General features: G+C 47.7%; 18 protein-coding genes. 5 read left to right on the forward strand and 13 right to left on the reverse strand.

Annotated elements, in window-relative coordinates; translation table 11 throughout:
- Position 1 precedes the first annotated feature (1 nt).
- From BME93_05250 to BME93_05260, 3 genes are read right to left on the reverse strand one after another with little or no spacing between them, the layout of a single operon-like run.
- A complete protein-coding gene (locus tag BME93_05250; GenBank protein ID ATZ61474.2) occupies positions 2 to 1,171 on the reverse strand; it encodes a tubulin/FtsZ family protein in 1,170 nt (389 codons plus the stop codon).
- 30 nt (positions 1,172 to 1,201) lie between these two features.
- Positions 1,202 to 1,930, reverse strand: coding sequence for a PRC-barrel domain-containing protein (locus tag BME93_05255; GenBank protein ATZ61475.2), 729 nt, complete (start codon positions 1,928 to 1,930; stop codon positions 1,202 to 1,204).
- On the reverse strand, positions 1,905 to 2,855 hold the full coding sequence (locus tag BME93_05260) for a hypothetical protein (GenBank protein ATZ61476.2): 951 nt from the start codon (positions 2,853 to 2,855) through the stop codon (positions 1,905 to 1,907). Before BME93_05260 ends, BME93_05255 begins: the two co-directional genes overlap by 26 nt.
- A gap of 123 nt (positions 2,856 to 2,978) precedes the next feature.
- Here BME93_05260 and BME93_05265 point away from each other — a divergent pair, with 123 nt between their 5' ends.
- Both BME93_05265 and BME93_05270 read left to right on the forward strand, forming a co-directional pair.
- Positions 2,979 to 4,148, forward strand: a complete 1,170-nt coding sequence (locus tag BME93_05265; protein ATZ61477.2) for a cofactor-independent phosphoglycerate mutase — start codon at positions 2,979 to 2,981, stop codon at positions 4,146 to 4,148.
- Between the two features lie 14 nt (positions 4,149 to 4,162).
- Entirely contained in the window at positions 4,163 to 4,933 is a 771-nt protein-coding gene (locus BME93_05270; protein ID ATZ61478.2) for a coenzyme F420-0:L-glutamate ligase, read from the forward strand.
- On the opposite strand, the gene BME93_05275 is transcribed toward BME93_05270, so the two are convergent.
- The 6 genes from BME93_05275 to ileS form a co-directional block, all read right to left on the reverse strand.
- On the reverse strand, positions 4,904 to 5,533 hold the full coding sequence (locus tag BME93_05275; protein ATZ61479.2) for a translation initiation factor IF-2 subunit beta: 630 nt from the start codon (positions 5,531 to 5,533) through the stop codon (positions 4,904 to 4,906). The genes BME93_05270 and BME93_05275 overlap by 30 nt on opposite strands.
- 2 nt (positions 5,534 to 5,535) lie before the next feature.
- The gene (locus BME93_05280) at positions 5,536 to 6,066 is read right to left on the reverse strand and encodes a 50S ribosomal protein L16 (protein ATZ61480.2); all 531 of its coding nucleotides are present in this window, start codon (positions 6,064 to 6,066) and stop codon (positions 5,536 to 5,538) included.
- Between the two features lie 179 nt (positions 6,067 to 6,245).
- Positions 6,246 to 7,190 carry a beta-ribofuranosylaminobenzene 5'-phosphate synthase gene (locus tag BME93_05285; protein ID ATZ61481.2) on the reverse strand — a complete coding sequence of 315 codons (945 nt, stop codon included), beginning with the start codon at positions 7,188 to 7,190 and terminating at the stop codon, positions 6,246 to 6,248.
- 141 nt (positions 7,191 to 7,331) lie between these two features.
- Positions 7,332 to 7,553, reverse strand: coding sequence for a YgiT-type zinc finger protein (locus BME93_05290; protein ID ATZ61482.2), 222 nt, complete (start codon positions 7,551 to 7,553; stop codon positions 7,332 to 7,334).
- Positions 7,550 to 7,855 (reverse strand): DUF4258 domain-containing protein, encoded by a 306-nt coding sequence (locus BME93_05295; GenBank protein ATZ61483.2) that lies wholly within the window; start codon positions 7,853 to 7,855, stop codon positions 7,550 to 7,552. The genes BME93_05290 and BME93_05295 overlap by 4 nt, the downstream gene beginning before the upstream one ends.
- Positions 7,840 to 11,073, reverse strand: a complete 3,234-nt coding sequence (gene ileS / locus BME93_05300) for an isoleucine--tRNA ligase (GenBank protein ATZ61823.2) — start codon at positions 11,071 to 11,073, stop codon at positions 7,840 to 7,842. The genes BME93_05295 and ileS overlap by 16 nt, the downstream gene beginning before the upstream one ends.
- Positions 11,074 to 11,213: 140 nt before the next feature.
- Between ileS and BME93_05305 the strand changes: the two genes are divergently transcribed.
- Entirely contained in the window at positions 11,214 to 12,197 is a 984-nt protein-coding gene (locus BME93_05305) for a replication factor C small subunit (GenBank protein ATZ61484.2), read from the forward strand.
- A 129-nt stretch (positions 12,198 to 12,326) separates the two neighbouring features.
- Here the strand turns inward: BME93_05305 and BME93_05310 are convergent, their stop codons facing one another.
- Genes BME93_05310 through BME93_05320 form a run of 3 tightly spaced genes read right to left on the reverse strand, consistent with a single transcriptional unit; the run spans position 12,327 to position 13,323 of the window.
- Positions 12,327 to 12,551 (reverse strand): hypothetical protein, encoded by a 225-nt coding sequence (locus tag BME93_05310; protein ATZ61485.2) that lies wholly within the window; start codon positions 12,549 to 12,551, stop codon positions 12,327 to 12,329.
- Positions 12,533 to 12,859, reverse strand: a complete 327-nt coding sequence (locus BME93_05315; protein ID ATZ61486.2) for a hypothetical protein — start codon at positions 12,857 to 12,859, stop codon at positions 12,533 to 12,535. Before BME93_05315 ends, BME93_05310 begins: the two co-directional genes overlap by 19 nt.
- Entirely contained in the window at positions 12,856 to 13,323 is a 468-nt protein-coding gene (locus BME93_05320; protein ATZ61487.2) for a DUF2240 family protein, read from the reverse strand. Before BME93_05320 ends, BME93_05315 begins: the two co-directional genes overlap by 4 nt.
- Before the next feature lie 191 nt (positions 13,324 to 13,514).
- Between BME93_05320 and BME93_05325 the strand changes: the two genes are divergently transcribed.
- Positions 13,515 to 13,892, forward strand: a complete 378-nt coding sequence (locus tag BME93_05325; GenBank protein ATZ61488.2) for a 30S ribosomal protein S8e — start codon at positions 13,515 to 13,517, stop codon at positions 13,890 to 13,892.
- A 10-nt stretch (positions 13,893 to 13,902) separates the two neighbouring features.
- Here BME93_05325 and mvaD read toward each other — a convergent pair whose 3' ends face one another.
- Positions 13,903 to 14,874, reverse strand: a complete 972-nt coding sequence (gene mvaD / locus BME93_05330; protein ID ATZ61489.2) for a diphosphomevalonate decarboxylase — start codon at positions 14,872 to 14,874, stop codon at positions 13,903 to 13,905.
- A gap of 74 nt (positions 14,875 to 14,948) precedes the next feature.
- Between mvaD and BME93_05335 the strand changes: the two genes are divergently transcribed.
- On the forward strand, positions 14,949 to 15,236 hold the full coding sequence (locus BME93_05335; protein ID ATZ61490.2) for a signal recognition particle protein Srp19: 288 nt from the start codon (positions 14,949 to 14,951) through the stop codon (positions 15,234 to 15,236).
- The last annotated feature ends 2 nt before the right edge of the window (positions 15,237 to 15,238 follow it).

Below are 15,238 nucleotides of genomic sequence, written 5' to 3' on the forward strand. Positions count from 1 at the left end.
TTCAGAATAACGGCTTGAGGGAGTCGTCCGTGTCCATCAGTTCGTCGTACTTCTTACCGCTCTTGGCGACGAGCCCCTCTATATTGTCCTGTGCCTCGATTGCTATGCGCTGCAACTCCTTGATTCTGGGTATGTCGGATATGCCTGATAGGAGCACCACTACTGCTACGTGTTTACTTCCTGGAATCGGATAATCTCCTCCACGGACCTCTGTGCCATCTATCAAATCCTCGACAAATACTTTTGCCTTGTCCATTCCCTTCTTATTCAGTTCGTCTGGCGCACCTGCCATCAACACGAGCGCCTTTTCCGCAGTTCTGATATCACACTGCACCGTCAGCCGGCCCATCACCGCCCTTCGCACCAGCGACATGATCCTGGTGGTGGCATCCAACGTATTTATGGTTGCCTTGCGTCTTCGGAACAGTTTGGCAAGGAAGCCGCGTGAGTGTGATTGCACTTCTTCACTTGCATAACCTATAACGGAAATGCCCCCTCCTTTCAACGTATTGATGATCTCGGATGCGTCCACGACCAACTGGCCTACATCTCCTCTTTTGGTCCGCTCGCCGGCACTTATCAAAACGCCGAATCTCCTCACGATTTCATCGTTCATATGATTGTATGCATCCTCAAGTGTTTCTCCCTCTTTCTTCCAGAGGTCGTTGTCGAATAGAAATAGATTATCCACCTCTTTAACCAGCGTCATGAAACTTCGAGCCGCATTCAATGAATATAATCCTCCCTCTTCTCTTGCAGGCAGAAATCCCAGACCATATACTGGTTCGTTGTACAGGGTCTTCAACCTGCGTGCCAGGACGGGCGCCCCTCCAGACCCTGTCCCCCCTCCCAGGCCTGCAACGATCAGGAAGCCATCGACCTGATGGGTACCCCGTTTATCGATTGCGCTCTGTATCGTATAAATTTCATCCGTAGCTATTTTTGCGCCCGTTTCATTATCAGCGCCGACGCCGTGACCCTTTACAATCGACTGTCCTACCAACAGGCGGTCCTCCATCGGTATGTTCTTCAGGCCCATGAGGTCTGACTTGGCGGTGTTAATGGCAAGAGAACGTGCGATGCTGTTTTGACCGGTTCTCTTGTCATACTCCACAAAAAGGTCTACCACTTTGCCCCCTGCTTGTCCAAAACCAATTAGGAAAAATTTCATTGTAATCAACTGTATTTGAATATAATATAACTAATATTCCTTATATAAATGTATTTTGGAGTTGTCATGGATTATACAGTCATTATAAATATTGGATAGCCTGACCGAGTGAATCGGTATCTGCACGTAGGTTTCCCCCTCTATCTTCTTAAACTTTGACGGGTCGATTCCATCCTCCAGTTCAACTACCATGTCGTGCAGATAACCAGTGTCGGTATCAAAGGTGACGTTGCATACGGTTCCAAGAGGTGTGCCGTCACCAAACACAATTTGCCGATTCAATATATCCTTCACCAGCACCCCGCGAATCATCTCGTCCTTATATTGGTGCATTAGGCGCTGAATCAATCTCTCCTTGTTGTTAAGAGATGTCATGCTCATGCCAATTAAGTCCATGGGCACCTTGATGTCGGTTGCCTCTCCCAGACCTGAAAATTCGCCTTTGCGCCAGCACAGCATCGCATAGACCAGACATTGCGCATAAGCGAACGGATAGGCATCTGCAAATTTGCCGTGAATATTTCGAGCATGCTCATTCCCTGGGTCGATGAGAAAATCGTTTGCTATCTTTCGCACCTCGTCTGCGATAACCTTTTCCACATCCAGATTATTTCTCAATAAGCCAACTGCTCTTGGAATTGCCAGTTTCATATAGTGCTCGATTGCCGAGTCATCAACCGGCTCCAGAAGAAAATTCCAGGGAAATAGCCGCGATTTGAGATAATTGTATGCCTTATTTGTGCTTAGTTCTATCGACATTGTGCTTCCTTATAAATTCGGTAATCTTTCTCAATGTTGATTTTTCTTCTACTCCCTCGTCATCTTCATTGCCGCTCTCCTCACTGCCACAGAGCATCTGGACCCATCTTCCAAAGTCCGTCACCGCGTATCTATCGCCATATTTTTCAACGAGATAAGGGTCCCATTTGTCCTCAGTCAGGTACTTCAACGCCTCTTCAAGACGTTCATCATACAGGTCGGTTATGCGCCCTTTGTATTCCCCATCCTCGCGACTGCAGACGTCTTGCAGCTCTTTCAAACTCATTTCTGAATTTGAGTTCAGACGTCTAAAGACGTCAAACGCATAATCTTTTTCCTTGAGTCGTTTCCAGGAGGAGTCCATCTTGTTGGCTCTGCCCAACATCTTTTTTGCCGACTCCTGGAGTATCGTAGTAACGTAATTTAAGACGCTCAATGCAGCTAAGTTATTCGCATCAGGGGCATTGATTTCGATTCCTTTGCTGGACATAATTGCATTTTTAAATTGAATTGCAGGTTTTGGTTTGTTGAACAATATGTCCGTTATCGCCATGTAATATTGGGCGGAAATCGATTCGTACTCGCTGTCATAATGATATATGCCATCCTTTCGCTGGTCAAGACTTGGAGCAAAGTCCGATGTCATGTCGAGAAGCTCAGATGTGACGTGCGATATATCTATAGAGGCGTCCTCTCGTTTCGCTTTAACCGTCCTAAGCCTGTTCGCCTCCTCCTCCAATTGTGACCTGAGTTTGCCGCCGATGCCCTTGTCCAATAGTTTCTCAATTTCCTCCAGCTCTTTTATCTTGCCATCTGTCTCATTGACATCAATCCCCTTCTTGAGGTCCCAGTATTTAACTGCCAGGGCATTTACTATCTCATTGAATGTAACCTGAGTCATAATGGCTCCCCTATCGATAACCATAAATTGCCATGTTACATATATAAGATTTATATATAAGATTTGTTGAAATGTTGTAACTCCGTCTAAATCTGTTGATTTAGTCGGTTTTTAATCTACGTCATAACGAAGATGTGAGTGATATATATGAAGTATCTCGTACTCGTTGGAGATGGCATGGCTGATCTACCGTCGAAGGAGTTGGACGGCAGGACTCCTCTGCAGGTAGCCAACATCCCAAACATGGATTTCATCGCAAATAACGGCAGAAACGGAATTGTGAAAACCATACCCGATGGAATGTCCCCAGGTAGTGATGTCGCCATCCTGTCGATTCTCGGTTATGACCCCAGAGTATATTATACGGGCAGGGGTCCATTAGAGGCAGCAAGCATGGATGTAGTTCTAAACCGAGATGATGTGGCGTTCAGATGCAATCTGGTGACGGTGAAGGATGAAATCATGGTCGACTATAGCGCCGGCCATATCCCAACCGAAGAGAGTCGGATTCTGATCAAACATATCGATGAAAAACTGGGGGACGAGGTAACTAAATTTTATCCAGGGGCCAGTTACCGCCACCTGCTGGTGCTCGGCAACGGCAAGGGCAAGGGTGCGAAGTGCACTCCGCCGCACGACATAGTTGACAAATCCATCGAGAAATACCTGCCTCGTGATGGGGGCTTTCTAAAAAAGTTAATGCGCGATTCAATGCCCATCCTTGATGAACACGACGTCAATCGCAGACGCGTGAGCGCTGGCAAAAGTCCAGCGAACATGATATGGCTGTGGGGACAGGGGATGGCGCCGACTATGCCCTCTTTTGAAAAACTATATGGCATAAGTGGCTCTGTGATTTCTGACGTAAATTTAGTAAAAGGCATCGGCAGGTGCGCTGATTTAAACGTCGTAAACGTGCCAGGAGCCACAGGATACCTGGATACCAATTACGAGGGAATGGCAGATTATGCGCTGAGCGCCCTAAAAAATGATGATTTCGTCTTTTTGCATGTGGAAGCGCCCGACGAGGCAGGACATATGGGGGATATCAGAGCCAAAATTAAGGCGATAGAAGATTTTGACGAAAAAGTCGTAGGGCGCGTGTTGGCTAATATCTATGGTGAATACAGGATAATGGTGCTTTCGGACCACTCAACACCGATTTCGCTTAGAACCCATACCGCAGACCCGGTGCCATTCGCCATATACTCGACGGATGGCGGTGCGGATGACATCAGGTCATTTGACGAAGCTTCGGCAAGAAAAGGGATTTTTTTAAAAGATGGTCATACACTGATGAATATGCTCATCTATTAATGGGGCAATGGAGCATGACATTGAGAATCGAGGCATTTACAGTAACTGGAATCCCCATGATACAAAAAGGGGATGATATCGGCGTGATTATATCAGAATTAGCGCAACTGGAGCATGTTGATATAGTGCTAATCGCCTCAACGATCGTATCCAAGTCCGAGGGGCGGGTCCTTGCACTGGATGATATCGCGCCAAGAGAGGATGCCAATCGCATTGCGCATATAAATCAGGAAGACCCAAGATTTGTTCAGGCCGTTCTGGATGAGAGCGATGAGATGTTGATTGAAGCTCCTTTTATGCTGACTAAGATAAAATGCGGACATACCTGCGTGAATGCCGGGGTCGACAGGTCCAATGTCGAAGATGGTTTCATAGTGCCGTTGCCAGAGAATCCTGACGCAAGCGCAAAGAGGATTAAAGACGTCATCTTCGATAGAACTGGAAAGCGCGTTGGCATCGTCATCACGGATACGTGCGGGCGCCCGTTCAGGATTGGACAGACAGGTGTTGCGGTTGGATGCGCAGGAGTTCCTGCCATGAGGGCATGGAAGGGAAAAAAAGACCTGTTTGGCAGGGAACTGAAGGCGACCAACGAAGCCATCGTAGATGAGCTGGCGGGCTTTGCCAATCTGTTGATGGGGGAAGGTAACGGTGCCACCCCTGTTGTGATAATCAGGGGCGTGGAATGGGAAGAGTGTGAGGACGGAGTTCGCAAGCTCTACAGGTTAGAGGCAGAGGACGTGATTAAAAAAGCGCTATTGGCCGGACGAGATGTGCTCGACTAGCTCTGCAAAGGCAAGACTGCCAGAAATTTTCTTAATTCGAGCTTTGACGATGTCTCCAGTTTTGACATTTGGTATAAATATCGTGTATTTATCCATTTTGGCGATGCCGTCCCCCTTCCTGCCAACGGCATCGACGCGGACTTCATAGACCTTGTCCTCTTCCAGTCCCTTCACGATAGTTGCCTTTTGAGCCCGTCTTTTTTTGATGGGCCTATGTCCGCCGCACGCATCGCATTTTAACATTAATACCCTGTTCATCTTTACAAGATGCGTATCCGGTAGCCTGCATTCCGAGCAGATAACATATTCATTGGCATAATTATCTATGTGCGACTTGATGACGTCTGCTGAAAAACGTCCCTGAAATATCGTCCGATTCCCTTCGACCTTGCCAGCAGTACCGATTTCTCTGAGCAGATATTTTATGAGGTGGTCTGCATCTCTATTTAGAACATCAACTATTTCTTTAAAATTATCGAGGATCGTCATCCTGCCCTCTAACAGTATTTTTGGTGCAGGTATGACGAAGCGGGCCATATCGGTTTTTGTAGCTGGTGCTTGCTTGAGCGCACGGTCCAAAAATGCCTCATAATCTCCCAAACTTACGTCCCCTTTGATTTGATTAACTCTTCGCCCTTATCTACGACGATTCGACACGGTGTGGGAAGTTTATTGGTCGCTCTTCTAAGCGCATCCTTTGCAATGTTGAAGTGCTGCGGATGTACACCAAGTGTCATAATCTTTTGTCTCTGGTGAACACGCGCCGCGGTCCCAACTGCCTTGCCAAAGGCCTTTCGCATTCCATCAGAGATTCGATCTGCGCCCGCTCCTGTTGCTTGTTTATTCTCTCTGAGAACATGATGAGGAAACACATTTAGTTTGAGATGGTAGTTTAAACGCCCCACCTCTTTGAGTAATAGTCGGTTTGCAGAGACGCGCGCCGCCTCGAGAGAGCTATCCCTGACCTGACACGCCTCCATCACCATCAGCGTCAGAGATACAGGAAATTCATCGGTCAGATTGCCCATGTCAAACTGGACTATCTTGCTCCCTGGAATGCCTCCCATATATGTCTTGCGGGTGTATGCACGATCCTTAAGTGCCCGATACATTCTTGCTGGTTTTCTGACCATTGTAGCCCTCTTATTATTTTGTGTATGTCGCAGATGGAACATGTCACAGTTCGGAGAACTGTGAGAGTTGTATTTCCTTCGGAAATTCAACACCGACTAACTCAGAAGAGTTAGACGGACTCACAGATCTTCGATCTGTGACCTCTGCGAGAGTTGTAACCCTGAAAGGGTTTCAACATTTATATAAACCTTATTGATGCTCCAGTGTTTCTTGCACGTACGGTCATGACGTCGCCTCCAATACTAGTTTTCAGATGCTCCTTTACGGCATCCTGAAGTCCAGAGGGTTGATCGGCAATTCCATACACGAGTGGGCCAAAGGAACTCATCCCAGCGCCTGCTGCGCCGTTCTGAAGCATCACGTCCATTATTTCCCTGGCAATCGGCTGGAGCTCGATTTCCCTTCGCTTAAAGCCGATATCTTGGATTCGATTAATCGCGGACCCGAAGGTCGTCAAATCCTCCTCAAATAGGGCAGGCAGCAATTCCATGAGTATCACATGCGAGACGGCTTGTACCTCCCTTATGGGAATCGGACATTCTCTTTGAAATATGTCGACCTCCCTCACACCAGACGCTCCCTGCAGATTTGGAATGGCCAGCACGATATCCCAGTCTGGAAAATCGTGCCTTATCAGCACTGGAGGTGGTGAAGCATGACTAACTGCTGATGGCTTAAATCCTTTCTCCTCGAATTTGTGCCCGCCATCGAGGATAAATCCTCCCTGCTCGAATGCAGCAACGCCTATGCCAGATGTGCCGCCCCTCTTGACAATCTTCGCCAGCTCATAGACGGACAATCCGAGGTCGTATAACATATTTACAGCCATTCCCGCAGCGAGAGATGCCTGGGTGCCGGAGCCCAGACCCACGTGTGAGAGTATATCCTCCTCGATGGTGATATGTGCACCCCTGTCTCCACCTGCTATCATTTCAGCGCTCCTCCTCACGCGTTCGCACAGGGCGCTGTCGCCCTCTACTGTCACTCCGTCGGCTTTTTCTGCAGAGAGGATGAGAGATGGCTGGTCTAATGTGATGCCAATGCCGCCGTCCACCCTTCCCAGCGCCCCGTTTAAGTCGATCAGCGTGATATGTATCCTCGATGGCGTCCTGATCTTGATCATCGTTTTAATCGTTCCACCACTCTTCTGTCTGTCGCAGTTCGGAGAACTGCGAGAGTTGTAATTCCTTTGGAATTTCAACATCAACGAATTTTTCAACAGTCATATCAGTAGCCCTGAACCAAAATACAAAAAACCATGTCACTAACTCGATGCTTCTTGTAGTACATCCGCTAGATATTCTCTTCGTTTGCTGGAGACATATGATGTGATCCTTTGAATGAACGTGGCGGTCTTAGTATCAAAATACTTCTCGCCGCACTGCGTACACACCTCTGCAGGCATCTCTCTTACGGAAACACCTCTAATCTCAACTTCGACGAGTTTCTTTTCGACTTTGCCGCCACACGAATAGCAGGTCTTCATTTCACGCTTCTCCTTTGTTTATAGTCATCTTTCCATATATTTAAGTCTGGCCTATAAACTATTATGATAATCAATGCATCCTCATGGGGCGCGCATACTACATGTATGGGTGATTTGTGTATCGAGCACAGCAAGAGGCAGCTGGCCCCTCTGGGATCATCTGGATGTTCCTCGATAACATCAAAATCTTGTTTCAGGGCTTGCTCTAGTTCTTCAGCAGTGATATTTTCAAGGGACTCTTTTTCAACCGCATGTAACGTGTGTCGTATGTTGTTAAGGCGTGATATTATTTCATCTCGCATTTCCCAATCCCAAACTCCATCTCGATGTTTTCTATGGTCCATTTCTTTACCAAATCGCCTTTTATCGTGATATCTATGCCCATATTCAGACTCTCTGCCCTGACCTCGCCTGAGATGAAATCTCTCCATGCACTCATTAAACCAACCACTCGCCCATCCTGGATTCTCATGGACACGTCTATTTTGTCCATCATATCGAGGTTCAGCTCGCGTCGCATGTCCTGAATGCGTCTGATGACCTCTCTGGCATACCCCTCTGCAATGAGTTCATCGGTCAACTCGACATCCACGTATATGCGCCCGCCAGAGAACTCTGCCACGCTGATGTGTTCGGGAACGCTCTCCTCAAATCCAACCATCTCCTCGGTGATGAGGACCTCACCGTCAGGTAGTTTGAGTTCGTATCCCCTAGCAATTTTCCTTTTTACTACCCTGCCATCGATCTTTTTGAGCGCATCGATGACCTTGCCAGCCCTTCCCTTGAACTCCGGTCCGATGCGATTGGGGTTCGGAACGACCTTGAGTCCGAGCTCCTCCCACTCCTCTCCCGCCTCGAGTACGATGAGCTCCTTTGTATTTGCCTGCTCCTTGATAACGCTTTCAAGTGATTTGACCGCCTTGTTCACGGCGTCGTTATCTGGCGCTATCACGATTACCTTCACAGGCCACCTCAGCTTCCGCTTGGCCTTCTGGCGCGCATTCGAGGCGGCTTCAACCACCCTCCGTGCGACATCCATATGCGCTTCAAGAGTTTTATTTATCGACTTTTTGTCTGCGACCGTCCAGTCGCACATATGCACGGTAGGCAGCCGCATTGCGACATCGCCTTCATGACTCACGTTCTGGTAGATGTCCTCTGCAATGAACGGCGTAAAGGGCGCCATCAGCTTGACAATGGTATCCGTCACAGCCCATATCGTGCGATATGCCGCGAACTTGTCTGGGTCATCTTCCTCTATCCACATCCTCGGGCGTATCAATCTGATGTACCAGCGCGACAAATCCTCCACTATGAAATTCTGGAGCGCTCTGGTCGCTCGGTGCAGCTCATACCTGGCCATCGCATCCTCTACTTCTAAAATCAGCGAATTAACCTTTGATAGGACCCATTTATCCTCAATCCTGAGATGTGATTTCACGGATTCCGACGACACAGCAGAGGGGTCGAAATTGTCAAGCGCCATATAGGGAAGCGGAAAGCGATACACGTTCCATAGAATGTTCAACATGCGATGCGCATTCTGGACATCCTCTATGATAAATCGAAGGTCTTCCCACGGCGCGTTTGATGAAAGGACATAAAAGCGCAGCGTATCCGCGCCGTACCTGTTGATGACATCCTCTGGCGTCACCACATTCCCCATACTTTTGGACATCTTCCTGCCGAGGTCGTCCAGCGTGAAGCCGTGCATTAACACGCTCTTGTAGGGCGCCCGGCCAAACGCTATCATGGATGCGCCAAGCTGCGAATAGAACCACCCTCTCGTCTGGTCATGTCCCTCGGTGATGAAGTCCGCAGGCCACCATGTATCGAACGCCCCTGATTTGTGCGGGAAGTCCAGCCCAGCCCATGAAGCAATCGCTGAATCGAACCAGACGTCGAAAACGTCCTCCACTCTGCGCATATCCTCGGTGCATTTTGGACATTTTAAACGGATTTTATCCAGGTCTGGTCGATGCAGTTCCATATCGTCAGGAAGGTCGCCTGCCCTTTTCTCGAGCTCATCACGCGTTCCGATCACGTCCATGCTACCGCACTCGCATATCCATATCGGCAGCGGGATGCCCCAGTATCTCTGGCGCGATATGCACCAATCTCTGGCGCCCTCTATCCAGTCCTTAAACCTGGCAGAGCCTGCCCATCTTGGATGCCATTCGACCTTCTCGATTTCCTTCAGCATCGAATCCTTCAACTCCGAGACCTTGAGGAACCACTGCTCCGTCGCCAGATAGATAATGGGAGTTTTACAGCGCCAGCAGTGGCCGTATCTGTGCGTAACATTTCCATGCGCCAGCAGCACGCCTTTTTTATCAAGGTCTTCTATGACCTGCGGGTTTGCATCGAAAACATACATGTCCACATACTTGCCTGCATATGCCGTATAACGTCCATCAGGTCCCACAGGACAAAAGATGGGCAGTTCGTGCTCCGTACCCAATCCAAAGTCGTCCATACCATGTCCTGGAGCGATGTGCACGCATCCAGTATTTTCGACGGTCACAAAATCGGCAAGATATACCTTGTGCTCAAAGCCTGCCTGCGCTGGAACGACATCACTTAAAGGATTTTCATACTCAAGCCCGACCAGGTCCCTGCCACGCATTGTTTCGAGAACCTCGTAATCCTGATAGTGCCCCTCCTTCAGAACGTTCTCGACCAGTTCTGATGCCATGATCAATATCTCGTCCCGGTTTTCGTCCCATGCACGCACCTTTGAATACTTAAAATCCGAATGCACCGCAACCGCTATGTTGGAAGGGATTGTCCACGGAGTTGTCGTCCAGATTACGATGTGGGTGTCGTCCTCTCCGACAAGTCGAAACTCCTTTGGAGTTTCAGACAGTCGGGAAATCTTCGATTTCCGACTTACTGGAAATTTGACATAAATCGAGGGGTCGGTTCGATCCCAGTACTCGACCTCGGAATCCGCGATAGCGGTTTCACACCGCGAACACCAGTTGACAACCCTTTTGCCCCCCTCGAGCAGTCCCTTTTTGTGTGCCTGTTTTATCGTCCACCAGGCAGCTTCGATGTAACCGTCATCAATCGTCATGTAGGGGTCATCCCAGTCAAGCCATGCGCCGAGTCGCTTAAACTGCGCTGTCATCTGTTCCTTATTCTGGAGGGCAAAGCGCTTGCACTCATCGATAAATCGATCGGAACCATATGCTTCGATATCCTTTTTCGTCTTGAAACCGAGATGCTCCTCCACTTTGACCTCGATGGGGAGGCCGTGCATATCCCATCCTGCTCTGTCCAGGACGTCAAATCCCTTCATCGATTTAAAGCGCAATACCACATCCTTGATGATCTTATTCCATGCGGTACCGAGGTGAATGGCTCCCGTCGTATATGGCGGACCATCCACAAAATAAAATCGCTGGCTGCCCTTCCGATGTTCTCGCGTGCGCTTGTACGCCTCCGCCTCATTCCACTGTCGGATAACCCGTTCTTCTACCTTGTGTGAATCATATTGTCCTGCCACTTCTTCCTTCACGTCCATACCTCAACTGCTGCGTTTCTGAAATGCTTGTATCCTAATTAAAGATTTCAGTATGACATATGTTTTAAATAACGCCGAGGAAAGTTATATCTCACATATATGAATATGATATACTAAATACAGGGGGCACGAGGATTAAAGAAGTAATCTGGACCGAGAAATATCGACCGAGGACCTTGAAGGATGTTTTAGGGCAGGACGCCATAATCGAGCGCCTGCAATCATATGTTAAATCCGGCAGCCTGCCGCACCTGCTTTTTTCTGGTCCGCCGGGGGTTGGCAAGACGGCATCGGCAATCGCCATCGCAAGGGAGATGTTCGGAGAGGTGTGGAGAAGCAACTTTACAGAGCTCAATGCCTCGGATGAAAGGGGCATCGATGTCGTGCGAAATAAGATAAAGAACTTCGCCAGGACAGCTTCCCTGGGCAAAGCCGCGTTCAAGATAATATTTCTCGACGAAGCGGATGCCCTCACCCACGATGCACAATCTGCACTGCGCCGAACCATGGAGCGCTACACCAGCACGTGTAGATTCATTCTGAGCTGTAACTATTCGTCTAAAATCATCGAACCGATTCAGTCCAGATGTGCTGTATATCGATTCAAGCCGATATCTGACGAGGCCGTTGAGAAGTGCATCAGGCAGATTGCAAAAGAAGAGGGCTTGCAGCTCATGGACGACGGAATAGAAGCCATCAAATATGTGACGAGAGGGGATATGCGCAAGGCGATAAATTCGCTGCAGTCCGCTGCAGTTATGGGCAAAAAGATCGATGCAGATATGATATACCAGACAACCGCCACGGCATGCCCTGGAGAGATGAACGAATTGATCGAGTTATCTCTGAAAGGCGATTTTATGGGGGCAAGGGATAAATTGGATGCACTGCTCATAGACCACGGTATGGCTGGCGAAGATGTAATATATCAAGTTCACAGGGCAATAATGGACTTCGGCGACATTTCGGACAATCTGAGAGTCCAGCTGCTTGACAAAATTGGCGAGATTGACTTCAGGCTAACAGAAGGCGCAAACGAAAGAATACAATTGGAGGCGCTGATAGCCCATTTCATGCTGGTGTTGAAATCCCATAGGGATTACAACTCTCGCAGATGAAACATCTGCGACACTGGGAAGAAGTAGGTTTCTTTGTTTTACATACTACGCCGTGAGATATTCTGTGCCTGATTTTATCAAAACTTTGAGTACAAAGTTTTTATCAAAACTTTGAGTACAAAGTTTTTATCAAAACTTTGAGTACAAAGTTTTTATCAAAACTTTGACTGGAGGGACCTCTCCTTCTGGCATGACGTTAAATTTTTCAAAACCGATGACCTCGCCCGTCTTGATGTCTTTTTTGATCAGAAACTCTTCTTCGGTTTCCTCACAAACTGCTTCCTTAGGCTCACCAAACCACACATCCAACGTATTTCCAACTTTATCAAATATTACTAGGACTTCTTTTGCCATATGATGTTCCCCTTCTTTATTTTGTCTGCGAGGTATGCACTAATTATGAATCCCTCACTATTTAATCGTTTGGTCAACACGCAAATATAACGCATCTTTAACCTTCTATACTGTTTATAGTATAGGAAAACTGTGGAATCTTTCTTGCTTACTCTAACCTCGTCTGGATCTTGAAGCGTCTCTTTAACCTCATTTTCATACTTTTTAATTATGGGGTGTTTTAATTCGGTGATGAGCTCCCAGTACTCCTCAGTGGTTCTGATCATAACATCCAACGTCGATCTAACCTCAAATCTGATTTTGTTCACCTACTTTCACTTTTACATTCAATCAACGACTGATACACCTCATCCGCCAGGTCTTCGATGTCGGCACCTCTATCCTTCGCCACCAGGAGCGCAGAAACCTCAATCTCAATCAGCTTCGCCATGCGTTCTTGTTTTTCGTTCACCAATGCAATGACATCTTTTCTACTCAGCCCGGTCGTCATGACCCTCTCGATGATGCGCTCAAAGATAGACCGCTCACTTTTCATGTCAGGTCTGAAGCCCAGCGGTATCTCGATTACTTTGAAGTCGAAACTCGGGCTGATTTTGTCATCTTTTATGGATACTAAACTTTCCTCCTTTGCTTTACTAAGAACTTCTTTTGCCTGTTCTGGCGAGAACCAGCCAAGGTCCAGAGAGAGGGCAAATATGAATTCGCTGGTTGTGAGGCAGTCCTTTCCCCTCTTTCTAAATGGCATTGCAACGGTCATCATCAAGTCGGTCATTTGATACACATCCTATCAATATCGGTAGCGACAGGATGAATTAAAAAACTTTGGGGTGCAACACCGACTAACTTAGAAGAGTTAGACGGACTCACAGATGTTTCATCTGTGACACCAACTATCCGAAAGATACAAATAACATTCTGTGTTTATTATGTGGAATATGGAATGTAGAATATGGAGGTTCAGCGATGAGATGGCAGGGTGAATCAACGCGCAGGAAGACGGGCGGTCGGTTGAAACTGGCGAGAGGCAAGAAAAAGCACGAGATGGGCCGTGAGGTTACAGAGTCCCACATCGGCGAGATTCGGCGAAAGAAAGTACGCGTCAGAGGAGGCGGCATCAAGATGCGTGTTCTCCGGAGTGACGTTGCCAATGTCACAGACCCCAAGACAGGCGAGACGAAAGTAGCCAAGATTGAAACAGTAGAGGCAAATCCCGCAAACCAGCACTACGTTCGCCGTAATATTCTGACCAAGGGCGCAATAATACGAACTGAGTTAGGCAAAGTAAGGATAACCAGTCGACCAGGACAGGACGGCATGGTGAATGCTGTACTGGTTGAGTAGCTCGAATAGATTATACTATCCTAACCCCATCTCCAATCCCTGTACGAATGGTCTTAAGCCCCAAGGAGCCTATCCGCTCCTGTACCTCTGGTATGCGCTCTGGATAGGTATTGATGAACACCGATGGTCCTGTTTGCATCGAAAAATACGCTGGAATGCCCTCTTGGCGCATCTTTCTGACCTCTGTGATAACCTGAATGCTCTCTGGTTTATATGCAATCAACCCATGTTTTCCTGTCATCGTCAGTCCGTGTAATTCAAGTGAGTCTATTTCTACCAAATGCGCAACCTTTTCCAGATTACCTGCTTTGATTGCGGTTTCCATTTCTCCGATTCGCATATTGGCGCTCTTGATACGTGCCTCGAAGAACGGCGATGTGGTTACATCCGAATGCACATCTTCTGTTCGGATATCTGAAGGTACTGGAACTATCAGTATTCCCATATCCAAATCAGATTTGGTGGCTATCTTTTCTGCATACGAACTTTCATCGTCTTTTCCAGTATACCAGCGCGCATATTCGCCTGCGACACTTCTGGATGCGGACCCGGCGAGCCTCCTCGCTATTCTGGATATGATTTTAAGGTCCCATCCATATCTCTCGTCCAGGTTCGCTGCCTTAAATGCGGCTCCTGCAAGTGCGGCTCCACCAGCCGATGAGAAGCCCAAACCTTTCGCCTCACTATAACTTAAACTGTTCTCAGATACTGCCCTGCATCTCTCTGTGAGCTCTGCCAATTCCCGTACCCTATCTATGACCCTCAGACATCTCCGGAGTGCCGCTCCCCCTTCCACCATCTCTTTACCGTTCATCATAACGATGTCCTGCTCGAAATCGCCAAACTCTACCGTCGTCTTTGTATGGAGTGCATCGACATTGACGGAGATGCTGTCGTGGAACGGAATTCGCAATTCTTTATCTATAAGGCCGTGATACTTGAGCAATGCCTGCATTGGATGTGCTATTGCCGTCGCCTTCATTTTATCCTCCAAGTAGTGATTATCTATGTCAACCTACATAAGTTTAAGAGTAATAAAAATGCGATGTATAGTTTATGCAAAATAAGGGAAAAATGGTCATCTGGCCTGCATACGTCGATGGGACCAAGTCCAGGAGCCAGGGCAGGATTATTTCAAAAAAAGATTCCATCTCATCGCCAGAACTGGATGAAATCAAAAGGGCTGCTGAAATGCTAGGTCTCTATCCAGAAATAGAGCCAGATAAGGCATATCCTAAATCAGCATGGGAGACCAGCGGACGGGTAATCATAGATTACAAAGGTCCTAAATCCCTGATCGCAAAGAAAATAGCAAACGAGGTCAATAAATCGAGAAAGAAATAGAC

The organism is Methanosarcinales archaeon Met12 (assembly GCA_002813105.2).
In the GTDB taxonomy this organism is placed as follows: Archaea; Halobacteriota; UBA148; order UBA148; family JAJOKI01; genus JAJOKI01.